This is a genomic window from uncultured Senegalimassilia sp., from assembly GCF_934636665.1.
Taxonomy (GTDB): Bacteria; Actinomycetota; Coriobacteriia; order Coriobacteriales; family Eggerthellaceae; genus Senegalimassilia.
Genome location: NZ_CAKUAT010000013.1, coordinates 16114 through 37929, shown reverse-complemented (window position 1 = coordinate 37929; position 21816 = coordinate 16114). Strand labels below are relative to the sequence as shown.

Annotated in this window: 16 protein-coding genes; 14 read left to right on the top strand and 2 right to left on the bottom strand. The window is 62.6% G+C overall.

What is annotated here, in order from left to right:
- Positions 1-186: 186 nt before the first annotated feature.
- The gene (gene rpmE / locus Q0G75_RS06495) at positions 187-642 is read left to right on the top strand and encodes a 50S ribosomal protein L31 (protein WP_042433290.1); all 456 of its coding nucleotides are present in this window, start codon (positions 187-189) and stop codon (positions 640-642) included.
- Between the two features lie 305 nt (positions 643-947).
- Positions 948-1625: a flavin reductase gene (locus tag Q0G75_RS06490; protein ID WP_365910878.1), complete on the top strand. Its 678-nt coding sequence runs from the start codon at positions 948-950 to the stop codon at positions 1623-1625.
- Between the two features lie 290 nt (positions 1626-1915).
- On the opposite strand, the gene Q0G75_RS06480 is transcribed toward Q0G75_RS06490, so the two are convergent.
- A complete protein-coding gene (locus tag Q0G75_RS06480; RefSeq protein ID WP_294416296.1) occupies positions 1916-2803 on the bottom strand; it encodes an NAD(+)/NADH kinase in 888 nt (295 codons plus the stop codon).
- A 63-nt stretch (positions 2804-2866) separates the two neighbouring features.
- Here Q0G75_RS06480 and murJ point away from each other — a divergent pair, with 63 nt between their 5' ends.
- Entirely contained in the window at positions 2867-4603 is a 1737-nt protein-coding gene (murJ, locus tag Q0G75_RS06475) for a murein biosynthesis integral membrane protein MurJ (protein ID WP_294416294.1), read from the top strand.
- A 1070-nt stretch (positions 4604-5673) separates the two neighbouring features.
- Here the strand turns inward: murJ and Q0G75_RS06470 are convergent.
- Positions 5674-7155 carry a DUF1846 domain-containing protein gene (locus Q0G75_RS06470; protein WP_294416291.1) on the bottom strand — a complete coding sequence of 494 codons (1482 nt, stop codon included), beginning with the start codon at positions 7153-7155 and terminating at the stop codon, positions 5674-5676.
- Between the two features lie 426 nt (positions 7156-7581).
- On the opposite strand from Q0G75_RS06470, the gene Q0G75_RS06465 reads away from it, so the two are divergent.
- The 11 genes from Q0G75_RS06465 to Q0G75_RS06415 all read left to right on the top strand — a co-directional run bounded on the left by Q0G75_RS06465 (position 7582) and on the right by Q0G75_RS06415 (position 21816).
- Positions 7582-9183 (top strand): CTP synthase, encoded by a 1602-nt coding sequence (locus tag Q0G75_RS06465; protein WP_294416289.1) that lies wholly within the window; start codon positions 7582-7584, stop codon positions 9181-9183.
- Between the two features lie 137 nt (positions 9184-9320).
- Positions 9321-10244: a site-specific tyrosine recombinase gene (locus tag Q0G75_RS06460; protein ID WP_294416287.1), complete on the top strand. Its 924-nt coding sequence runs from the start codon at positions 9321-9323 to the stop codon at positions 10242-10244.
- A gap of 591 nt (positions 10245-10835) precedes the next feature.
- On the top strand, positions 10836-11285 hold the full coding sequence (locus tag Q0G75_RS06455) for a division/cell wall cluster transcriptional repressor MraZ (RefSeq protein WP_114620302.1): 450 nt from the start codon (positions 10836-10838) through the stop codon (positions 11283-11285).
- An 18-nt stretch (positions 11286-11303) separates the two neighbouring features.
- Positions 11304-12263, top strand: coding sequence for a 16S rRNA (cytosine(1402)-N(4))-methyltransferase RsmH (rsmH, locus tag Q0G75_RS06450; protein WP_294416285.1), 960 nt, complete (start codon positions 11304-11306; stop codon positions 12261-12263).
- Positions 12264-12358: 95 nt separating this feature from the next.
- Complete coding sequence (locus Q0G75_RS06445) at positions 12359-12823, top strand: hypothetical protein (protein ID WP_294416283.1); 465 nt, start codon at positions 12359-12361, stop codon at positions 12821-12823.
- A gap of 6 nt (positions 12824-12829) precedes the next feature.
- A complete protein-coding gene (locus Q0G75_RS06440; protein ID WP_294416282.1) occupies positions 12830-14878 on the top strand; it encodes a penicillin-binding protein 2 in 2049 nt (682 codons plus the stop codon).
- Between the two features lie 9 nt (positions 14879-14887).
- The gene (locus tag Q0G75_RS06435; RefSeq protein ID WP_294416280.1) at positions 14888-16381 is read left to right on the top strand and encodes a UDP-N-acetylmuramoyl-L-alanyl-D-glutamate--2,6-diaminopimelate ligase; all 1494 of its coding nucleotides are present in this window, start codon (positions 14888-14890) and stop codon (positions 16379-16381) included.
- A gap of 3 nt (positions 16382-16384) precedes the next feature.
- Complete coding sequence (gene murF / locus Q0G75_RS06430) at positions 16385-17866, top strand: UDP-N-acetylmuramoyl-tripeptide--D-alanyl-D-alanine ligase (protein WP_294416278.1); 1482 nt, start codon at positions 16385-16387, stop codon at positions 17864-17866.
- 2 nt (positions 17867-17868) lie between these two features.
- Positions 17869-18906 (top strand): phospho-N-acetylmuramoyl-pentapeptide-transferase, encoded by a 1038-nt coding sequence (gene mraY / locus Q0G75_RS06425; RefSeq protein WP_294416277.1) that lies wholly within the window; start codon positions 17869-17871, stop codon positions 18904-18906.
- 3 nt (positions 18907-18909) lie between these two features.
- Positions 18910-20424 carry a UDP-N-acetylmuramoyl-L-alanine--D-glutamate ligase gene (gene murD / locus Q0G75_RS06420; RefSeq protein ID WP_294416275.1) on the top strand — a complete coding sequence of 505 codons (1515 nt, stop codon included), beginning with the start codon at positions 18910-18912 and terminating at the stop codon, positions 20422-20424.
- A gap of 12 nt (positions 20425-20436) precedes the next feature.
- Positions 20437-21816: a putative peptidoglycan glycosyltransferase FtsW gene (locus tag Q0G75_RS06415; RefSeq protein ID WP_294416274.1), complete on the top strand. Its 1380-nt coding sequence runs from the start codon at positions 20437-20439 to the stop codon at positions 21814-21816.

Here is a 21816-nt window from a genome sequence, read left to right as displayed (position 1 = left end):
GGGAGCGTTGACTTGGTGCCGGCCTGCGGTTGGCATGGGCAATCTTTCCCTGAGGCTCTCATTCGCGGAAAACATGTGAACGCCGCGCGCGAACGTCATCGTGTGCGGCGTTTTCCGTGCTATAATGCAAAGGCTTGTCTTCCGCCTTGGTCGGAAACCAAGGCACGGTAAAAGGAGTACCAGACTATGAAACAAGGAATCCATCCGGAGTACGTGGAGTGCACCGTCAAGTGCAGCTGCGGCAACACCTTCACCACCCGCTCGACGAAGTCCGAGCTGAAGGTCGACATCTGCAACGTGTGCCATCCGTTCTACACCGGCCAGCAGCGCTTCGTCGACACCGGCGGACGCGTCCAGCGCTTCGCCGACAAGTTCGGTTCCGCCAAGGAGCAGGTGGCTGCTCGCGAGGCCGCCAAGAAGGCCGAGCGCGCCGCTAAGGCCGCCGAGATCGAGGCCGCCAAGAAGGCCGAGCGCGAGGCTAAGGCCGCCGCTAAGGCCAAGCGTGCCGAGGAGTTCGCCAAGAAGGCTGCTGCCGAGGCTGAGAAGGCTGCCGAGATCGAGGCCGCTACCGCCGCTGCCGAGGCCGTCGAGGCTCCCGCAGAGGCCGAGGTTGAGGCTGCTGCCGAGACCGCTGCCGAATAGCACCACAGCGTTAAGCACAAAAAGCACTGCACAAAAAGCAACAGGGAGGCCCGCGAAAGCGGGTCTCCCTGCATTTTGGGGCGTTCTCGTATGCAGCATGTCGGTAACGCTTTGCTTTTGCGCCGCAATCGGGACGCTGAGCGGCGTATAGTCGAAGGCGTGGAGGGGTGAAGAGCGCTGTGCGGCGTGTAGTTGATTTTCGTCATCCCGCCCTTCCCGTCAATGGTACAGGAGTGATAAGCTAACGCTACTAGGATACATTATCATTTATCATAAACGAGTAACGCGGGACTAAGGAGGCTCTTATGTTCGACAAGCAGGCATTCCATTCGCTCAGCTACGGCATGTATGTCATCGGCACGCGTTTCGATGGCAGGGACTACGGATGCGTAGCAAACACGTTCGCCCAGGTCACTTCATCTCCGTTGCAGGTGAGCGTGGCGCTCAACAAGGAAAACGCCACTACAGCAGCCGTGCGTCAAGCTGGTCGGTTCACGGCTTCTTGCTTGTCCGAGCAGGCCGACATGCAGTTGGTTGGCACGTTCGGATTCCATACTTCCACTGAGCTTGACAAGTTTGCCCAACATGCCAGCGCGCGCGATGAAGCCGGCATGCCCTATGTGGCCGAGCAGTGCTGCGCTTGGTTTTCCGCGAAGGTGGTCTCCGAGCTTGATTTAGGCACGCATGTGCTGTTCGTGGGGGAGGTGCAGGAGTGCGCCAAGATCGCCAATGCGGGTTCCCCGATGACGTATGCGTTCTATCATCAGGTCAAGGGCGGCAAAACGCCTCCAAAGGCATCCAGCTATCTGGGGGACGATCAACCTGCTTCAGCGCCCGTCGTATCGAATGGCGCCGAACAGCCTAAGGTTGCCTGGCGTTGCACTATCTGCGGGCATATGGAGTACGTCGACGAACTGCCCGATGATTTCGTTTGCCCCGTGTGCGGTGTCGGCAAGGAGTTCTTCGAGCGCGTTGAACTGTAAGGTTCCGGGTTCGTTTTTCTGTTTGCAGCAAGCGCTGTTGTCGTCTTCCCTAGTAAAGCGCTTGACTGCATCGTGCCAGCTGGTTGGTTGCCGCAGAATCGCGGACGTTCGTTTGCGCGCTCTTCTGCATATGCCTGCTCAGGATGTTTCCGTGCGCTATTGCGAAAGCCTTTTACGGAATCCGTCAACGGTATGGGGTTCGCTTCTGGCGTTTCCGCATGCTATGGCAAAGGGCTCGCAAGCCTATTCGAGGCCTGCGAGCCCTTTGCCCTTTTCACCGGGTGTGTTTCCTAGAAGAACACCTTTGCTGCGTGGTTGTAGAACCCTTCGTCCTTGTAGCGCAGCAGGGTGGTGGGTACATCCCCGCGTCGCACGTATAGGCGGCGCAAAGGTCGGTCGAGCTCCACCAGCTCGCCGTCTATGAACAGGGTGGCGTCGCGATCGTCCTGGTTTTCGGACAGGTCCATTTCAACCACGTCGGAAGGTGCCGTGACCACTGCGCGGGAGTGCAGCGTGTGCGGCGCTATGGGAACGGCAACCAGGCCTGTGAAGCCCGGTGCCACCAGCGGTCCGCCTGCCGACAGCGCATAGGCCGTGGAGCCCGTGGCGCTTGCCACCACCAAGCCGTCGCCGCGCATGTTCGCCAGGTGCGACCCCGAAACGCCCAACCCGAAATCGATGATGCGGCCGTTGGCGCCGCGGGTGACCGCCACCTCGTTCAACGCGAAGAATTCACGCGGCTCGTCGGGCTCGACGCCGGCGCCGTCATCGGCGTAGGGGTCGGCTTCGCCTTCGCACACCACCCGTATGTCAAGGTTGGTGCGCACCTCGTGGGCCGCGTCGCCGGAAAGCGCCGCAACCAGCGGTTCCATGACCCCTGATTCGTTCGGGTTCGCCAAAAAGCCCAGGCGACCGTAGTTGATGCCCAGGATGGGAGTGCCGTGGAAGCCCACCTGACGGGCCGTTCGCAGGATGGTGCCGTCCCCGCCTAAGGCCACCGCCATGTCCACGCCGTGCTCGAACAGCTCGGAAAGCTCCGGGGCTGCCAGGGGGGAGGCAAGCTTCGAGGAATCGACCACGGTATAATCGATTCCCTGCGTGGCCAGGTACGTTACCAGCAGCAACGATGCGTCGATCGCCTGCGAGTTGGAATTATTACGCACGATGAGGATGTGCATGCGGGGCCTCTTTCCGTGTTTGCTATGATGAGCAATCATACCATCACGAGAAAGCGCATTTTCATGTCCGACAAGCTCGCACGAGCTCGACACACTCGTTCTGCCGATCTCGCGGCCTCTGCCGCTTCCCCGCAAACCCAGCAAGCCATGCATGAAGAGGGTTCCGCGCCCGGCGATCCTCGCCCTTCTCAGGGCGGCGCCGACCAAGGCTCCACCGCCGCCATCGGCGGGTCTGCGGCCCTTATCAGCATCTGCACCATCGTCTCCCGCATCACCGGTTTCGTGCGTACTTGGGCCATGGCCTTCGCGCTGGGTTCTACGCTGCTGTCAAGCTCCTACCAGGTGGCGAATAACCTTCCCAATCAGCTCTACGAGCTGGTGTGCGGCGGCATGATCGTCACCGCGTTTTTGCCGGTGTACGTTTCGGTGAAGAAGAAGCTGGGGCAGCGTGCCGGCAACGAATACGCGTCAAACTTGCTTACGTTGGTGGTGCTGTTGCTTGGAGCGGTTTCGCTTCTGTGCATGCTGTTCCCCTCGGCGGTCATCTACACGCAAAGCTTCTATTCCGATCAGTCGCAGATGGCCACTTCGGTGTTCTTCTTCCAGTTCTTCGCCATACAGATCGTGTTCTATGGCTGTTCGGCTATTGTGTCGGGCTTGCTTAACGCGAGCCGTGACTATCTGTGGTCCTCTATCGCTCCGGTGGCGAACAACCTGATTGTTATCGTCACGTTCTTGGTATACTCGTTCGTGGCTCCGTATGATCAGCAGCTTGCCTTGTACATCATCGCTATCGGCAATCCCGCCGGTGTGTTCATTCAGATGGCCATTCAGCTGCCCGCGCTCAAGCGCAATGGCATTCGTATCCGCCCGCGTGTGAACCTGCGCGACCCGGCGCTTCGCGAGACGTTGGGCATCGGCGTTCCTGCGGTGCTTGTCATGCTGTGCTCCTTCGCCATCGTATCGGTGCAAAACGCTGCTTCTTACAACTTCGCCGATAACGGTCCTTCCATTCTGGCGTATGCGCGCCTGTGGTTCACGCTGCCGTATTCGTTTTTGGCCGTGCCCATCACCACCGCTATGTTCACCGAGCTTTCGGATATGCAGGCGGAAGGGAATATGGATGGTGTTAAGCGCGGTATCGTTTCGGGCACCAACCAGATCCTGTTCTTCATGATCCCGTTCGCCATGTACCTGGCCGTGTTCAGCATGCCGCTGGTCACCCTGTATCATGCCGGCGCCTTCACCATGGAGAACGTGTCCGCTATCGCCACGTACTTGGCCGTGTGGGCTGTTGCCTTGCCTCTGTACGGCGTGAACACCTACTTGCAGAAGACGTTCTCCAGCCTTCGCCGCATGGGCGTGTTCGCTGGCTTTAATTTCGTTGCAGGCGCTGTGCAGATCGGCTTGACCATGTTCGCCGCAAGCCATTCCGACGTTATGCCTATCAGCTCCATTGCCGTTGCCGAGGCGCTGTTCTATTTGGTTTTGGACGTGTGCCTGTTTGGATATCTGCGACGCACCTTGGGGCCGTTCGGTTTGCGCTCTGTGGCGCGTGCTTTGGCTACGGCGGTGGTTCTCGGCGGTGTCGGTGCCGCTGCCGGCGGTGCCGTGCTTTGGCTGCTGCAGACGATGGTGTCCCCGCTTTCCGGATCTATCGTGCAAGCCCTGGCGTATGTTGTGGCGGGCGGCCTTGTTGCCCTGGCGGTGACGTTCGTGCCGGCTTGCAAGCTCAACGTTCCCGAGGCCGCTTTCGTCAACACTATCGTTCGCAAGATCGGCGGGAAGCTGGGCCGGTAGCGCTTGCCGCGTACGGTAGGGCTCGCTGCGTACGGTAGGGCACGCCGCTTGCAGTGGGATGCTCTGCATTCAACAGGGCGGTGCGCTTGCCGTGTGCAGCAGGGCTTACCGCTTTCGGTAGGATGTTCTGCAAGCAATTGGGTGGCGTGCTCTCCGTCTGCTTGGTTTTTCAATTAGTTTTGTTTACGCCCCTGCGCTCATAAGAGTGCGGGGGCGTTTGCTTTGCGACCCGCTTCTGATGGTTTGGCTCGAATTCTCGTAGCTTCGTTTTGCGGCCCTGCGCCCGCCTTCTTCTCTTGCGAGTAAGCGGTTCGTTCCGCGCTCCCTGTGCTTGTGGAAGGGTTAGGGTACTTGTGCAGCGCGCAGTCGGTCTCGCGCAGCATTCCGTCCTTACTGCGGAAGCGCGGGATGATCTGTTTGGACCTTCTAGGAAGGCGCTAAGACGACATCGTCGTTCGCGTGGGCTTGCCATTCCTGGCGTCTCGTAGCTCGTCTCAGAAACGATTCCATGGGCTATGCGGACCCTTACGATTTCTCTGATATCAGCTTTAGATGCGTGGTTTGCACATGAGCCTAGCGTTTCAGATGCGGCTTGCTTGCGGTGCTCGGTTTTCCGAATCCCTTTCTCTGATGCTCTCTTTTTCCTATAGACGCTAACGGTATTTCGTCTATTCAGCTGTGTATCAGAAACTTAAGCATCTATCTGGGAAAATAGGAAATATCGAACCAATACGAATATCCATAGAAGCACCCGATATACACCAGGTAAAGCATGCATTCAAGCTAAGAAATGCTGGAGTGCATTACGCGCTTTGCAACCACATATGAAGTCTTGCCAACGCGCTTGTCTTCGCGTTCGTTGCGGCGCCTTGCGGGCGTTTACGGCATAGGCTATGTGCTCGCCTTCGCATATGTTGTCGCGCCTTGTCGCCATCTGCGATTGCTCACGTGCTTGATTCCCTGGATGCTGCAGTTTGAGTAAATGGTTGATGACGCAAAAAGCCCCGCGAGATTCTCGCGGGGCTTCGATGGCTTGGCGCATCTACGCCAAGCAAATATGTAGCAAGGTCCTACTTGTGGAAGTACCTGCGCTGCTCGTACTTCGGCTCGCAGCAGATGTTGATGCCGAGCGTGCGGTAGAGCTTCTCGTCGGTGGGGCTCAAGATCACGCTGAAGAACGCGTCGCAACCGCGCAGCTGGTCGGCTGCATCCACCAGCTGTTTGGCAACCGGGTCGGTGGCGCTGGACACGGAAAGCGCCAGCAGCGTCTCGTCGGAATGCAGGCGCGGGTTCTTCGCGTGCAGCGTGGAAGTCTTCAGGTCGCAGATGGGCTCGATGACCTCGTCGGAGATGACGAACAGGTCCTCGTCGACGCCCGCCACGCCCTTGAGCGCGTTCATGAGCAGCGAGGAGGCTGCGCCCAGCAGGTCCGACGTTTTGCCGGTGACCACGCGGCCATCGGGCAGCACCATAGCGCCGGCAGGCGCGCCGGTTGCCTCGGCCTTGAGCAAAGCGGCCGAGCGTGCGGGCGAGAAGTTCGTGTCCACGCCAACCTGGTTCATCAGCAGCTCAAGGTGCTCCACGTACTCGTGATGCAGACCGGTGCGGCGTTCGTCGACCGCGGCCTGGAAATAGCGGCGCACGATCTCCATCTTCGCGGCCTCGCGGCACGCGTCGTCGTCAACAATGGCCATACCCGCCATGTTCACGCCCATGTCGGTGGGAGACTGATAGGGGCTCGTGCCCAGGATGCGCTCCATCATGGCCTTGAGCACCGGGAAGATCTCAACGTCGCGGTTGTAATTGACGGTGGTTTCCCCATATGCCTCAAGATGGAAGGGGTCGATGGTGTTGGCATCGTCCAAGTCAACGGTTGCAGCCTCGTACGCCACGTTCACCGGGTGCTTGAGCGGAAGGTTCCAAATGGGGAAGGTCTCGTACTTCGCGTAGCCCGCCTCGACGCCGCGCTCGTGCTCATGGTAGAGCTGGGAGAGGCACGTGGCCATCTTGCCCGAACCGGGGCCGGGGGCGGTGACCACTACCAAGGGATGCGTGGTCTCCACGAACTCGTTCTTGCCGTAGCCCTCCGACGACACGATGCGCGCCGTGTCGTAGGGATACCCGGCGATGGGGTAGTGCAGGTAGCTTTTGATGCCCAGGCTGTCCAGACGATGGCGGAACGCCAGCGCGTTAGGCTGGTTCTCGAAGCGGGTGATCACCACGCCGGCCGTGGCGAAGCCCATGGACCGGAAGATGTCCAGCAGACGCAGCACGTCCTCGTCGTAGGTGATGCCCAGATCGCCGCGCACCTTGTTCTTCTCGATATCGTTGGCGTTGATGGCGATGATGATCTCAACGTCCTCGGCCATCTGCTGCAGCATGCGGATCTTGCTGTCGGGCTGGAAGCCGGGCAGCACGCGGGAGGCATGGTAGTCGTCGAACAGCTTGCCGCCGAACTCCAGATACAGCTTGCCGCCGAACTGGCCGATCCTTTCGCGGATATGCTCGGCTTGCAAAGCCAGGTATTTATCGTTGTCGAAACCGATGCGCATGGGCGCAACCCCTTTCCATGACGGTAGGTTTAACCGAACCAGTATAAGGCTCGCGCGCGAAAGCGTGAAGACAAGCGCACATCATCACGCGAAAAGCGAACGAAGTCCTATCGACTGCGCCCGACGAAGAAGGCGAAGGGGAGCACCCGGCGGCATGTCCTTGGGCCCGGTTTGCCGCCGTTGGGCTCCGTTGCGCCGGTTCCGCAAAAGCAGGCGAAACGACGCCGTCGCCCTTGCCGTCCATCTCGTTTCAGTTTCGTTTCCCCTCTGTTAAAAGGCTCGCGCGGGGCTGGGGAAGAAGTTGCGTGGCGCGTACAATAAACCAACGTTTGGAGTTTGCCGTTGGCGTGCTGCAGGCGTATCGGCCTGGGCGCAGCGCGATCGGCGGTGGGGAAATACACCGGTTTCTAAGCGCGAAGGAGAACTATGGCCAAGCATATTTTCGTAACCGGCGGCGTCGTGTCGTCTTTGGGCAAGGGCATCACGGCCGCCTCCCTTGGACATCTGCTGAAGGCCCGCGGCTACAAGGTGACCATGCAGAAGATGGACCCGTACCTCAACGTCGACCCGGGCACCATGAGCCCGTTTCAGCATGGCGAGGTCTTCGTCACCGAAGACGGCCACGAAGGCGACCTTGACCTGGGGCATTACGAGCGCTTCATTGACGAGAACCTGTCCCGCGAATCAAACTTCACGCAGGGCTCCATTTACAAAACCCTGATCGCCCGCGAGCGCCGCGGCGACTTCCTCGGCGGCACCGTGCAGGTTATCCCGCACGTCACCGAGGCCATCAAGGAGCGTCTGCGCCGCATTGCCGACCAGTCCGGAGCCGACATCGTCATCTCCGAGATCGGCGGCACCATCGGCGACATCGAGTCGCAGCCCTTCATCGAGGCCGCGCGTCAGTTCAGGAAGGAAAAGGAGCGCGGTGACGTGCTGTTCATCCACGTCACGCTGGTCCCGTACATCGCCGCAGCCCATGAGGTCAAGACCAAGCCCACGCAGCATTCCGTCAAGGAGCTGCGCTCCATCGGCGTGCAGCCCGACTTCATCGTATGCCGCAGCGATCACGAGATCTCGGATAAGGTGCGCGAGAAGATCGCCCTGTTCTGCGACGTGCGACCCGACGAGGTGCTCGCATGCACCGACAGCCCCTCCATCTACGAGGTGCCCTTCGGCTTGTACGACCAGCACTTCGATGTGAAGGTGCTCGAGCGCCTGGGTCTTCCCGAGCGTCAGATCGACCTGAGCCCCCTGCGCTCGTTCGTGGATGCGGCCGCCCATGTGGAGCATGACTGCGATGTGGCCATCGTGGGCAAGTACACCAGCCTGCCCGACGCGTACCTTTCGGTCATCGAGGCGCTGCATCATGCGGGCGTGTACAACAACACCCAGGTCAACGTGCATCTTATCGATGGCGAGGAGCTCAACGACAGCAATGTCGAAGAGGTCCTGGGATCCATGGACGGCATCCTGGTGCCCGGCGGCTTCGGCCAGCGCGCCTTCGAGGGCAAGATCTGCGCGGTGCGCTACGCCCGCACGCACGACGTGCCGTTTTTGGGCATCTGCCTGGGCATGCAGGCGGCGGTGTGCGAGTTCGCGCGCGATGTGGCGGGCATGCCCGGAGCGACGTCGGCGGAGTTCGACGAGAACGCCGAGTTCCCCGTGATCGACCTGATGCCCGAGCAGGAAGACGTCGAGGACAAGGGCGGCACCATGCGACTGGGCGCCTACCCGTGCAAGGTCGCTCCTGCATCCATGGCCTTCAAGGCCTACGGCGAGGAGCTCATCTACGAGCGTCATCGCCATCGCTATGAGGTGAACAACGCGTTCCGCGACCGTTTGGCAGAGGCGGGTCTGGTCATCTCCGGTGTTTCCCCTGATAGTCGCCTGGTGGAGATGGTCGAGCTGCCCGACCATCCGTGGTTCGTGGCAAGCCAGGGCCACCCCGAGTTCAAAAGCCGTCCCACCAGGCCGCATCCCCTGTTCCGCGACTTCGTCGCCGCAGCCCTCGATCATCGCGAGTAGTTCGGCAGCTTCCGGGGTTCGGACTAAACCGGTTAAAGGTTTACATAATGTTGTTGTTGCGAAAAGGCCGCCGCATCGGGCGGCCTTTTCCGTATGGTGGGATATATAAGGATAAGCCGATAGGGAAGGGAGCGCTCGTGGACGAGAGCATCGATACCGACGATCTGATCGATTTGGCAGCGGAATACATCGCCTACCTGCGCATCGAGCGCGGCAGCTCGCCGCGCACCATCGAGGCCTACGAGGCCGATCTGGAAACCTATCGGGATTTCCTGTTCTCGCAGGGCATCGAGAAGCTCTCGCAGGTGTCGCGCGAGTCCATCGTGGCGTATCAGGAGCATCTGTTCGCGCAGGGCTATGCCGCTTCCACGGTGTGCCGAAGGGCGTCGGTGGTGAAGGGGTTTCACCGGTTTTGCGTGGCCGAGGATTACACCGAAAGCAACCCTGCGGCGGGGCTGCCGCTGCCGAAAACCCCGGAGCGCCTTCCCGACGTTCTGTCCATTGATCAGGTGCAACGCCTGTTCGAAGAGCTTGAGGGGCAGGAAGGCGGCCCTACGGCCCTGCGCAACCGCGCCATGCTCGAGGTGCTCTACGGATGCGGCCTGCGCGTCAGCGAACTGTGCGGCCTGGACCTGTCAGATGTGGTGCTCGACCAGGGGTATCTGCTCGTGCTCGGCAAAGGCGGCAAGCAGCGCATCTCCCCGATATCGGGTGCGGCGGCAACCGCGTTGGCTGACTATCTGGAAAACGCGCGCCCGCAGCTGTGCAAGCCTTACGCCAAGCCTACCGACGCCGTGTTCCTGAACGCCCGCGGCGGTCGCTTGACGCGCCAAAGCGTGTTCAAGGTGGTGTCGCGCGCGGGCCTTGCCATCGGCGTGGACAACCTGCACCCGCACACGCTGCGCCATTCGTTCGCCACGCATATGCTGCAGGGCGGGGCGGATTTGCGCGTCATCCAGGATATCCTCGGCCATTCCGACATCTCCACCACCCAGGTCTACACCCACGTCGATCGCAGCCATCTGCGTGAGGAATACCTGCACGCGCACCCGCGCGCCTAAAGGTCGGGGAGCGAAGGCGCGAGCGCCGACCAGCATAGCGGGTCGGTTCTCATCGCGCCCAGGTGAGCTTTGCCTGCGCGGGGTAAGCCTATGCGCCCAAATGCTGTCCGGGCAGCGGCCCCTGGCGCCTATCTTTGCGACTCTAACGCCGTAAACCGCCTGCAACCGTTTGTAACCGGTTCCGGCATCGGTTAAAGACGGTAACCGGTATCATCTTTCGCAATGAACCGATGGACGACGGGCAACGTCTCCCGCGGCGCGGTGGCAACCGCTGCGCCAACGTCTCCCACTTCGCCCCACCCATCCCACATCGCCCCACGCCACCGAATCCGCACAAATGCAATCCCACTTCATCCCACCCGATTTTCGCCCAAACGTAAATCTATATATTGTGGTTGGCGAACCACCTTGCGCACCATATGGAAACCACCCCTGAAACTGCCTGTTTTACGAATGAATCAGGCAGGTTACAAGGGGTCAACGCCTGTGCAAAACCGCCCAAAACGTGCCGCAAGATGTTGCGAAGTGGGATGAAGTGGGGTAGAATCCCAAACACCGAACGGAACAAACGGAAAGCAGCGGAAGGAAGGCATGGCAGAAGGCGTCGACAAGCCGATCGACATGAACGGCTCCTACCGACACAAGGTAGACGCCAAGGGCCGTATGTCCCTGCCCGCCGCGTTTCGCAAAGTCCTTTCGGAAGATCTGGTGGTAACCCTCAGCCCCGATGACGAGTGCCTGTACGCATTCGAGCCTCAGGCGTTCGAGGACTGGATCGTGTCGCTGTTCGATAGCAAGTTCGGCGGTTACGACCCCACGTCCAAAGCCCACGTCGGCTTGCGCCGCAAGCTGAAGAGCCGCGCCAACAACGTCAGCGTCGACAACGCCGGGCGCATCGGCATCCCCGCCGAGCTGCGTCAGAAGGCCGGCATCGACAAGGACGTCGTCGCATTGGGCAACACGGGCTACTTCGAGATCTGGGACGCAAAGCGCTTCGATGAGCAGGATGACGACATCGACTTGAGCGTGTTGTTCAGCTAATCGGAAGGCGTGAGCGAATTGGCAAACCAAGAGTTTCGGCATATACCGGTCCTGCTCCCCGAGTGCCTCGAGCACTTGAACCTCAAACCGCAGCAGACGTTCGTGGACGCAACGCTCGGCGGGGCAGGGCATTCCTTCGAAGTTGCCCAGCGCATCGGATGCGGGGGCACCCTCATCGGCATCGATCAGGACGACGTGGCGCTTGCCGCGGCCGCCCGCAAACTCGGCTCGCTGCCCGATGAGTTGCGCCCGCATCTGGAACTGGTGCGCAACAACTTCGGCAACATGGACGAAGCGCTTCTGAGCGTGGATGTTCCCGGTGTGGACGCGTTCTTGTTCGACATCGGCGTATCCTCCGTTCAGATTGACACGCCATCACGGGGCTTCTCCTTCAAGGAGGACGGCCCGCTTGATATGAGGATGGATCCGGGGAAAAACACCCTAACCGCAGCAGAGGTCGTGAACACCTACAACGCAGCAGACCTCACTCGGATCATCCGCTCCTACTCCGATGAGCGGTGGGCCAGCCGCATCGCGGACTTCATCGTCCGCGCCCGTGAGAAGGCCCCGCTTGAAACGAGCGCGCAGCTGGTCGACGTCATCAAGGCGTCCATCCCGGCAAGCGCGCGCCGCGCTGGCGGACATCCTGCCAAACGCACGTTTCAAGCTCTGCGCATCGAGGTCAACGGCGAGCTCGACGTTCTGAAAAGCGGCCTGGAAGCTGCCATCCGCTGGGCGAACCCCGGCGGGCGCATCTGCGTGATCAGCTACCACTCGCTTGAGGACCGCATCGTGAAGGATATGTTCCAAAGCTTCGCGAACCGTTGCACCTGCCCGCCCGATCTTCCGGTGTGCATGTGCGGCAAGGAGCCGATACTCAAGGTGCTTACCCGAAAGCCCATCGTCCCCACGGCCGATGAGATAGCGCGCAACCCCCGCGCCCGCAGCGCCAAGCTGCGCGTGGCGCAGAAGCTGTAGCGCAGCACGACGACAGCAACAACACGACAACCGAGCGAACCCGTTCGCGCAACGTGCCACCGTAAACGAAGCAGAAACACGAAAGGAGGTGGAGCATGAGCGCCCAGCCTGCGTATTCCCTGTATCCCGAACGCGCCGTCGAGCGCGCCCCACGCACGCGCATCTCCGTCGTGCCTGGCCAGCGCACCCGCTCCGCCGCTCCCGCCTCCACCGTCACGCCCGGCCTCGTGCTGAAGGCGGCGATCATCGTCATGGCGGTTTTGGCCCTGGTGGGCATCGCAAGCCTCACCCTTTCGGCGGCCACCGTGACCACCTCCATGCAATCCCAGGCGCTTTCCAGCCAGATCGACGATGCCCGCGCCGAGGGCAGCTCGCTCGAGGTCACGCAAAGCCTGCTTTCCAACTCCACCCGCGTGCGCATGCAGGCCGAGAAGCTCGGCATGGCGGCGCCTGCGGAAGTGGGTACCATCAACATGCCCGAAGACGTGGTTTCCACCAACGACGATGGGTCGCTTTCCCTGTCCCGCAGCGTGGAGACCGCCACCAACGCCGGGGAGTAGCCCGTTATGCAGAATCGAAACCGCCCGCCTCGCAACGACGGCGGCGCCCGCGATGCCCAGCGTCGCGCGAACAACAGCAGATCCGGCCGTTCGTCAGGCCAACACGCAAGCCGCACCGACGCCCGCAGCGCATACCGCTCCGGGCGTCACGGCGCTTCGGGGCAGGGCCGTTCCCGCAACGCGCGCTCCGAGCGCGATGCGCGCACGTCCCGCTCGCGAAACGGAGCATCCCACCGCCAGCCCGTCCAGCCCAAATCGGGCATTGCGGGCTTCCTCGCGTTCCTCAATGCCGAGCGCGCGCTTGCGCCCCTGTTCCTGTTCGGCCTTGTCGTGGCGCTGTTCTTCGGCAAGCTCGTGTGGCTGCAGGTCATCAAGGCCCCCGAGTTCACCGAGCAGTCCCAGGCGCAGCGCACGTCCAAGATCGTGCTCGAGCCGCGCCGCGGCACCATATACGACCGCAACGGCGTGGTGCTCGCCACCAGCGTCGACGCGACCACCATCTACGTCAACCCCGTCGAGGTGAGCGACCCCAACCTGACCGCGGGCATCCTGGCGCAGGTGCTCGGCGGCGAGGCGAAGGACTATCTGGAAAAGGTCACCGCCAGCGACACGTACTATTCGATCATCAAGCGCAAGGCTGACACCTCCGTCGGCGACGAGGTCAGGCAGCTGGCCTCCGAGCGCGTCGAGGAGGCGCAGAACAAGGAGACGGCCGACGCCAAAGCGGCAGGCCGCAAGGCCGAAACCATCGCCTCGGGCATCCACTACGTTTCCGAAAGCCGTCGCGAGTACCCGAACGCCCAGGTGGGCGGTCAGGTGGTCGGTGCGTGCAGCATCGGCGTGGATTCGGACACGAACCGCGAATACTATTACGGCATCTGCGGCCTTGAGGCTCAGTACAACGACGTGCTCTCCGGTACGCCGGGCTATATGGAGCAGGAATACGGCCAGACCGGCCAGCTCATTCCCAGCGGCACGCACGAGAAGGTGGACGCCATCGACGGGCAGGACATCGTCGTGTCCATCGACATCGAGCTGCAGCGCCAGGTGGAGGATTCCCTGACGTCGGGTTGCAAGGGTCTTAACGCCACGGGCGGCTCCGCCGTGCTCATGGACGGCTCCACCGGCGAGATCTACGCCGCCGCATCCCTTCCGCTGTTCAACCCCGCCGACCGAAGCGAGGTCAAGGAAGGCGCCATGCAGCTCAAGTGCGTCACCGACCTGTTCGAACCCGGCTCCATCTTCAAGTCGGTCTCGGCCATGGCCATCTTGGAGACGGGCACGCTCACGCCCGATTCCGAGCTGTTCTGCCCGGCCTCGATCACCGCGGACGGCTACACCATCTCCGACGCACACGAGCGCGGCGACGCCACGTTCACGTTGCGCCAGATCCTCGACCAATCCTCCAACATCGGCATCTCGCTTGCCACGGAGAAGATGGGCTTCGAGGAGTTGTACAACCACATCGTCCGCTACAACCTCCACTCCGACACCGGCGTGGACTATCCCGGCGAAGGGGAGGAGGGCACCGACGTGCTCGGCATGCTCGCGCCCTATGACCAGTGGTCGGCCGTGCAGGCGTACAACGTCTCGTTCGGTCAGGGCGTGTCGGTCACCCCGCTGCAGATGACGCGATTCTACGGCGCCATCGTGAACAACGGCGTCGAGTGCGTGCCGCACTTCCTCATCGGCATGCCGCAAAGCGGCACCACGCCCACTTACGACACCACGCAGGTCATCGAAAACACCGATGCCCTCGGCGACATGCAATCGATGCTCAAAACCGTCGTTACCGATGGCACGGGTCAAAAGGCCGCCATCGACGGGTTCAACGTGGCCGGCAAGACCTCCACGGCCGAGATCTACGATGAGGAGAACGGCGGCTACCGCAAGAACGTGTACAACTTGGCGTTCACGGGCTTTTTGGCGGATTCGTCAAGCAAACTCGTGTGCTTTGTGGGCGCAAATGAGGTTCCTGGGGACGGTGTCGTCACGCCTATCTTTAAGGATATAATGACTGCAGCAATCGATCGATTCGGGATTACGTCTGAGTGAGGTATCCAAATGGGTAAGACCTGCACCGAACTGTTTGAAGGCATGGACTGCACCATCATCGGCAACGCGCAAGATGAGGTTGAGGGCATCGCCTATCGAAGTGATAAAGTCAAGCCCGGCGACGCGTTCTTCTGCATCGTCGGCATGAAAACCGACGGCCACACCTTCGCCCAGGACGCCATCGACCATGGCGCGAAGGTGCTCGTGGTGGAGCGCAAGGTCTACCTGGCCGACGCCACTGACGTCACGGAAGTGGTCGTTTCCGACACGCGCAAGGCCATGGCCGAGGCGTCGGCGCGCTTCTACGACGATCCGTCGCGCGCGCTTTCGCTGGTGGGCGTCACGGGCACTAACGGCAAAACCACTACCACCTACCTGGTAGAGCATATCGCCCGCGTGGCGGGCAAGCGAACGGGCGTCATCGGCACCGTGGGCACCGTCATCGGCGATGTACATGAGAAATCTTCGCACACCACGCCGGAATCGCCCGACCTGCAGCATCTGCTCGCCCGCATGCGCGACGCGCGCTGCGACGTGGTGGCCATGGAGGTCTCCAGCCACGCGCTCGACCTTGAGCGCACGTACGCCTCGTCGTTCGCGGTCACGGCGTTCTCCAACCTGACGCAGGACCACCTCGACTACCATCACACCTTCGAGGCGTACTTCGAGGCGAAGGCGCGCCTGTTCAGCAAAGATTACCCTGCCCGCCGCGTCATCTGCATCGATGACAAGTGGGGCAAGGAGCTGCTGCGCCGATGCTCGGAGGCCGGCGACAGCGTGGTCACCACGGGCTTTGACCGCTCGGCGCTCATCCATCCCAAGGATGTCCAGTACTATCCCACGCACACCTCCATCACGCTCAACGTGCGCGGCTCCTACTATGAGTTCGACTACCCGCTCGTGGGCAAGTTCAACGTCGAGAACATCATGTGCGCGTTCGGCATCGGCATCCAGCTGGGCATCGGCGTGTCCACCATCATCGACGCGCTTCGCGAGGCCCCGCAGATCCCGGGTCGCCTCGAGCGCGTGCACACGCTGCATGACGGCGGCGTGTCGGTGTTCGTGGACTATGCGCACACCCCCGATGCCTTGGAGAAGGCCCTCGGGTCCATCATGACGCTCACGCCCGGCCGTACCATCTGCGTGTTCGGCTGCGGCGGCGACCGCGATGCATCCAAGCGCCCCATCATGGGCCGCGCCGCGCTTGCGGCCGACCATGCCGTGGTCACGTCCGACAACCCTCGCACCGAGGATCCCGATGCCATCATCGCCGATATCGTGGCGGGCATGGGGCAGGGCGAGGGCCGCTTCGACGTGCAGCCCGATCGCCGCGCCGCTATCGCGCACGCCATCCAGCTTGCAAAGCCCGGCGATTCCGTCCTGGTGGCCGGCAAGGGCCACGAGGACTATCAGCTGGTAGGCAAGGAAGTGCTCTCCTTCGACGACCGCGTCGTCGCCCGCGAGGAGCTTGAACGTGCATTCGGCGAAGGAGCTTGTGAGTAACCAATGCGTTTCACCATCGACGAAGCCGCCCGTGCCACGGGTGGCTCCTTTTCCATCGACCCCGTAAACCATCAGAGCGAGATTACCAGCTTGACCTGGGATTCCCGTAACGTCGAACCTGGAGCGCTGTACGTAGCGCTGCCCGGCGAGCGGGTGGACGGGCATGCGTTCGCCGCTGCAGCCGTGGCTGCGGGCGCGGTGTGCGTGCTCGCGCAGCATGCGCTCGACCAGGATTCGGCCGACGAAATCGCAGCCGCCGGGGCCGCCGTCATCGAAGTTCCCGATACCCAGGCCGCCGTTACAGCGCTTGCGCGCGCATGGCGCGACCGCCTTGAAGGCCGCGTTATCGGTATCACCGGGTCCACGGGCAAGACCACCACGAAGAACCTCGTGCGCGACGTGCTCGCCGCAGCCGGCAGCGTGTGCGCCACGAAGGGCAACCAGAACAACGAGCTCGGCGTCCCCAACACCGTGCTGGCAGCCCAGGCCGACACGCGAAACGTCATCGTCGAGATGGGCATGCGCGGTCTGCACCAGCTCGAGGAGTTGTGTGGTTTCGTGCGCCCGCAATGGGGCCTTGTCACCAACGTCGGCGAAAGCCACATCGAGCTTCTCGGCAGCCGACGCAACATCGCGCGTGCCAAGGCCGAGCTTCTCGAGGCGCTGCCCGCAGGCGGCATGGCGTTCGTAAACGCCGCAAACGATATGACGCCTGAGCTGCTCGAGTTCGCCGATCTGGATTCCCGCGGCGTCACGTGCGTGCTCTACGACGGCACTGCTCAGGCCGCCGATCGCCGCGCGGCCCTTTCCGCCGTCGATGCGGAGCGTCCGGCCGTGTGGTCCGAGGACGTGTGCCTCGATGCGGCTGGTTGCCCGCGCTTCGCGCTGTGCGCCTGCGGGTTCGACGGCATGCCCGAGCCCGTGCGCGTGGATTGCGCCCTTGAGCTGCGCGGTATGCACAACGTGTCCAACGCCTGCTCCGCTGCCGCCGTCGGATTCGCCGCCGGTATGGAGGCCGCGCAGGTCGCCGAAGCGCTCTCGGGCGCCAAGCCCGAGGCGGGACGCCAAGAGGTCATCGAGGCTCCGGGCGGCTTCACCGTCATCAACGACGCCTACAATGCGAACCCCGATTCCATGCGCGCGTCGCTTTCCACGTTCGCCGCGCTCGATGTCGCTGGAGCGCGCATCGCGGTGCTCGGCGACATGGGCGAGCTCGGCTCGTTCGCGCCGCAGCTGCATGAGGAAGTGGGCGCCTTCGCCGCTGAATGCGGCCTTGACCGCCTCGTGTGCGTCGGGCAGCTTGCCCAGGGCATCGCGGCCGGTGCGCAAAAGGCCGGCATGCCGGCTGACCGCATCGCGATGGTCGCCGACGGCGCCGCCGCTCTTGCGGACGTTCGCGAGCATGCGGCTTCCGGCAGCGCGGTGCTCGTGAAGGCCTCGCATTTCATGGGCCTTGAGAAAGTGGTAGAAGGATTGGTTGAATAGCTATGTTGCATATATTCGCGTCATACCCCACGTTTTTGGTGTTCGTGGCCATCGTGGTCGCCATCGCGGTCACCATGGTGCTCATGCCCGCGTGGATCAAGTTCCTCAAATCAAGCCATATCGGCCAGCAGGTGCGCGCCGACGGCCCTGAAAGCCATTTGGTGAAACAGGGCACGCCCACCATGGGCGGCGTCATCATGCTCGTTTCCGTCATCCTCACGGCGTTGGTCGTGGGCCATCCCACCCCTGAAACGTTCGCGCTGCTCATCGCCACCGTCCTCACGGGCTGCTTGGGCCTCATCGACGACGCCGAGAAGGTGGTCAAGGAGCGCAGCCTGGGCCTCACCCCGAAGGCCAAGCTGGTCGGCCAGTTCCTCATCGCCACGGTGTTCGGCCTGGTTGCCGTCAATGTTATGGGCATCGCCCCCACGGTCGAGATCCCGTTCATCTACACGTTTGACCTGGGCGTGCTCACCACGCATTTCGGTGCCGTGGAGGTGCCGTGGCTGTATATCCTGTTCGTGGACATCCTGCTTATGGGCATGTGCAACGCCGTCAACCTCACCGACGGCCTTGACGGCCTGGCCGCGGGCACGGTCATGATCGTCATGATCGTCATGGCGGCCATCGCATACCGCTCCGACATGCTCGACTCCGCCATCTTCGCGGCCGCGCTCGCCGGCGCCTGCGTGGGCTTTCTGTGGTTCAACTCGTTTCCCGCCGACATCTTCATGGGCGACACGGGCTCCCTTGCCCTCGGCATGGCGCTCGGCTGCCTGGCGGTGTTCACCAAGTCCGAGTTCATCGTGCTCGTCATCGGCGGCCTGTTCGTGGCCGAGGCCCTATCGGTCATGATCCAGGTGTTCTACTACAAGAAAACCCATAAGCGCATCTTCCTCATGGCCCCGCTTCATCATCACTTCGAGAAGAAGGGCTGGTCCGAGACGAAGGTCGTCGTGCGCTTCTGGATCGTCTCCGGCGTGCTGGCCGCGCTCGGCTTCGCCGTGTACTTCGCAGAAACTTTGATGGCGGTGGCATAGGGTATGGAGAACCAGAAGATGCTTGTAGGCAAAAAACACGCTCCCGAAAGCTTGGGCCGCGTCCTTGTGCTCGGCCTGGGCAAGTCCGGCCATGACGCCGTGGACTACCTTATGACGCAGCTCGGCAGCCGCGTGGCCCAGCTGGCCGTGTTCGGCGGGCAGTCCAATGTCGCCTCCGACGCGTATGCGGTCAAGGCTCGCGGCTGCGGCGCCGTCGTCGAGTTCGGCGAAGGTGCCGTTGATCGTCTGGCCAAGGCCTGCGGCGGGCATTTCGAGCTGTGCATCGCAAGCCCGGGCATCTCCGAGTTCTCCGATCTGTACCGCTCTGCCGCCGCTGTAAGCGACGAGGTCGTCAGCGAGGTCGAGCTCGCGTGGCGCGAGTCCGACAAGTCCAGCACGTGGGTGGCCGTCACGGGCACCAACGGCAAGACCACCGTCACCGCTCTGACGAACCACCTGCTTCGCGCCGCGGGCATGGCAAGCGCCGCCGTCGGCAACATCGGCGACACGTGCATTTCCGCCGTGGCAGCCGGCGAAACCGACGTCTACGTGGCAGAGGTGTCGTCGTATCAACTCGCATCCACGAAGCTGTTCGCGCCCAACGTGGCCGTGCTGCTCAACATCACGCCCGATCATCTGCATTGGCACCGTACGCTGGAAAACTACGCCGCCGCGAAGATGAAGGTGCTCGACAACCTTGCCCAGGTTCCCGGATCGGTCGCGGTCATGGACGCTTCCAACGACGTCGTGCGCGCCGAGGTTCGCCGCCTGCGCGGCATCGACGGCGGTTGCGGCTTTGCCGTGGTCCCTATGGGCACGGCCGATGGCCTGCAGGGCGACATGCGCGCCCGTTGCGGTGCCGAAAACGCCGCGTTCATCAACGGCGACGGCGTGCTCACCGTAGCCCTGAAAGGGCAGGAGCATGCCCTCATCAACGCCGATAGCCTGCTGATCAAGGGCGCGCACAACGCCGGCAACGCCCTTGCCGCCGCAGCGGCGGCATTGGCCGCCGGCGCTTCCGATGAGGCCGTGCGTGAAGCGCTTGCCATATTCAGCCCGCTCGAGCATCGCATCGAGCCTTGCGGCACCGTGCGCGGCGCCGAATGCTACAACGATTCGAAGGCCACCAACGTCGACGCCACGCTCAAGGCGCTGGCGGCGTTCCCGCATACCCGTCCCATCGTGCTGCTCGGCGGCGACGACAAGGGCACCGATTTGGCCGACCTGGTCGCGGCGGCCCATGTCCACACGCGCGCCGTGGTGTGCTTCGGCGCGGCGGGCGATCGCTTCTTCCAGGCGTTCCAAGAGCGCGCAGCGCAGGCGCCGGCGGATTTCCAGCTGCTCACGGCGAAGAATATGGAAGCCGCGCTCGACGTCGCCCTCGAACGGGCCAAGGCCGGGGAAGTGGTGCTGCTCTCGCCTGCCTGCGCATCGTTCGACGAGTTCCATTCCTTCGAGGAGCGCGGCGAGGTATTCAAGAAGCTCGTGGCCGCTCGCGCTGCCGTGCTTGGCGCGTAAGGGCGGTTTTGCATGGCTTCCGCGCGCAATAGGCGCTCCGATGCAGAATCGGTCATCTGGCCCCAGGTGCTGCTTTTGGTGGCCGTGGTGGCCCTTACGCTCATTGGCTTCGTCATGATCTACTCGGCCTCGCAGGTCACCATCCTTTCCGAGGCCGCCACGAACTACTATGCCGACACCGAGGCGGGCCAGTATCTGCGCGATACCATCTCGTATTCGGACTACATCGCGCAGCAGAACCCCTCGGCGAAGCTCATCAGCCAGTTCATCTATTCCCTGGCCGGCATCGTCATCGCCGTGGCCATCTGGTTCATGCTCCCGCGCAGCGGCTGGAAGAGCGCTATCGTCAAAGGCTATTGGGCGGTATGCGTGGCGCTGCTCGTCATCACGTTCCTCTTCGGAGCCGCCGCTCTCGGCGCCCAGCGCTGGATCGTCATCGGCCCCTTCTCGCTGCAGCCCTCCGAGTTCGCCAAGATAGCCATCGTGCTCATGGCCGCCAACCTCATGGACGATCTCAACGAAGGCGCCGAGTTCAACGCCACCATGATCAGGGCGGCCATATACGTGGCCGTTCCCACGTTGTTTTTGCTGTTCACGCAGTCGGACCTGGGAACCACCATCATCATCTTCGTGGGCGTGTACGCGGTGCTGTGGTTCGGCGGCGCCCCTGCGAAGCTCATGCTCGCCATCGCCGGCGCGGCAGTCGTCGCGGTCGTCGCCATCGTCTTGTTCGGCTCGGGCTACCGCCAGGACCGCTTCGTGGTGTACAACCCCTGGAACGACGGTGAAGGCGGCAGGGGAAACGGTTACCAGACCATCCACTCGTTCTACGCGTTCGCCGAGGGCGGCCTGTTCGGCGTGGGCCTGGGCAACTCCAGCGAGAAGTACGACTACCTCCCCGAGGCCGAGACCGACTTCGTGTTCTCCATCATCGGTGAGGAGTTCGGCATGCTCGGCGCGCTCGTGGTCATCGCGCTGTTCTGCTGCATCCTGTTCGCCGGCATGCGCATCGCGCGCGCCGCGGCAACGCCCAACGAGCGCATCGTGGCGGGCAGCGTCACCGTCATGCTCGTGTTCCAGGCGTTTTTGAACATGGGCTGCGTTATCGGACTCGTGCCCACCACGGGCAAGCCTCTGCCGTTCGTGTCCGCAGGCGGCTCGTCGCTCATCGCATCGCTCATGATGGTCGGCATCATCATGGCCGTCGCGCGAAACGCCGACAACACCACCGTCTACGATCGACGCCGCGCGAACCTGCGCGTCGTGCGCGCGGTCGACGACGACCCCCGCAGCTTCGACGACGCGCCGCGCAGCCGTGGCCGCGCCGATTCGCGCACGCGCGCCCCGCAAAGCGCGCGACGCCGTCAAACGCATTCTTCATCCCGGAGGTGA

What these genes read in the sequence shown, in the direction of transcription:
- murF (WP_294416278.1), top strand. Translation starts at nt 16,385, where the DNA reads ATGCGTTTCACCATCGACGAAGCCGCCCGTGCCACGGGTGGCTCCTTT.
- Q0G75_RS06445 (WP_294416283.1), top strand. Translation starts at nt 12,359, where the DNA reads ATGAGCGCCCAGCCTGCGTATTCCCTGTATCCCGAACGCGCCGTCGAG.
- Q0G75_RS06415 (WP_294416274.1), top strand. Translation starts at nt 20,437, where the DNA reads ATGGCTTCCGCGCGCAATAGGCGCTCCGATGCAGAATCGGTCATCTGG.
- Q0G75_RS06470 (WP_294416291.1), bottom strand. Translation starts at nt 7,155, where the DNA reads ATGCGCATCGGTTTCGACAACGATAAATACCTGGCTTTGCAAGCCGAG.
- rpmE (WP_042433290.1), top strand. Translation starts at nt 187, where the DNA reads ATGAAACAAGGAATCCATCCGGAGTACGTGGAGTGCACCGTCAAGTGC.
- Q0G75_RS06465 (WP_294416289.1), top strand. Translation starts at nt 7,582, where the DNA reads ATGGCCAAGCATATTTTCGTAACCGGCGGCGTCGTGTCGTCTTTGGGC.
- Q0G75_RS06435 (WP_294416280.1), top strand. Translation starts at nt 14,888, where the DNA reads ATGGGTAAGACCTGCACCGAACTGTTTGAAGGCATGGACTGCACCATC.
- Q0G75_RS06490 (WP_365910878.1), top strand. Translation starts at nt 948, where the DNA reads ATGTTCGACAAGCAGGCATTCCATTCGCTCAGCTACGGCATGTATGTC.
- Q0G75_RS06440 (WP_294416282.1), top strand. Translation starts at nt 12,830, where the DNA reads ATGCAGAATCGAAACCGCCCGCCTCGCAACGACGGCGGCGCCCGCGAT.
- murD (WP_294416275.1), top strand. Translation starts at nt 18,910, where the DNA reads ATGGAGAACCAGAAGATGCTTGTAGGCAAAAAACACGCTCCCGAAAGC.
- mraY (WP_294416277.1), top strand. Translation starts at nt 17,869, where the DNA reads ATGTTGCATATATTCGCGTCATACCCCACGTTTTTGGTGTTCGTGGCC.
- Q0G75_RS06455 (WP_114620302.1), top strand. Translation starts at nt 10,836, where the DNA reads ATGGCAGAAGGCGTCGACAAGCCGATCGACATGAACGGCTCCTACCGA.
- murJ (WP_294416294.1), top strand. Translation starts at nt 2,867, where the DNA reads ATGTCCGACAAGCTCGCACGAGCTCGACACACTCGTTCTGCCGATCTC.
- Q0G75_RS06480 (WP_294416296.1), bottom strand. Translation starts at nt 2,803, where the DNA reads ATGCACATCCTCATCGTGCGTAATAATTCCAACTCGCAGGCGATCGAC.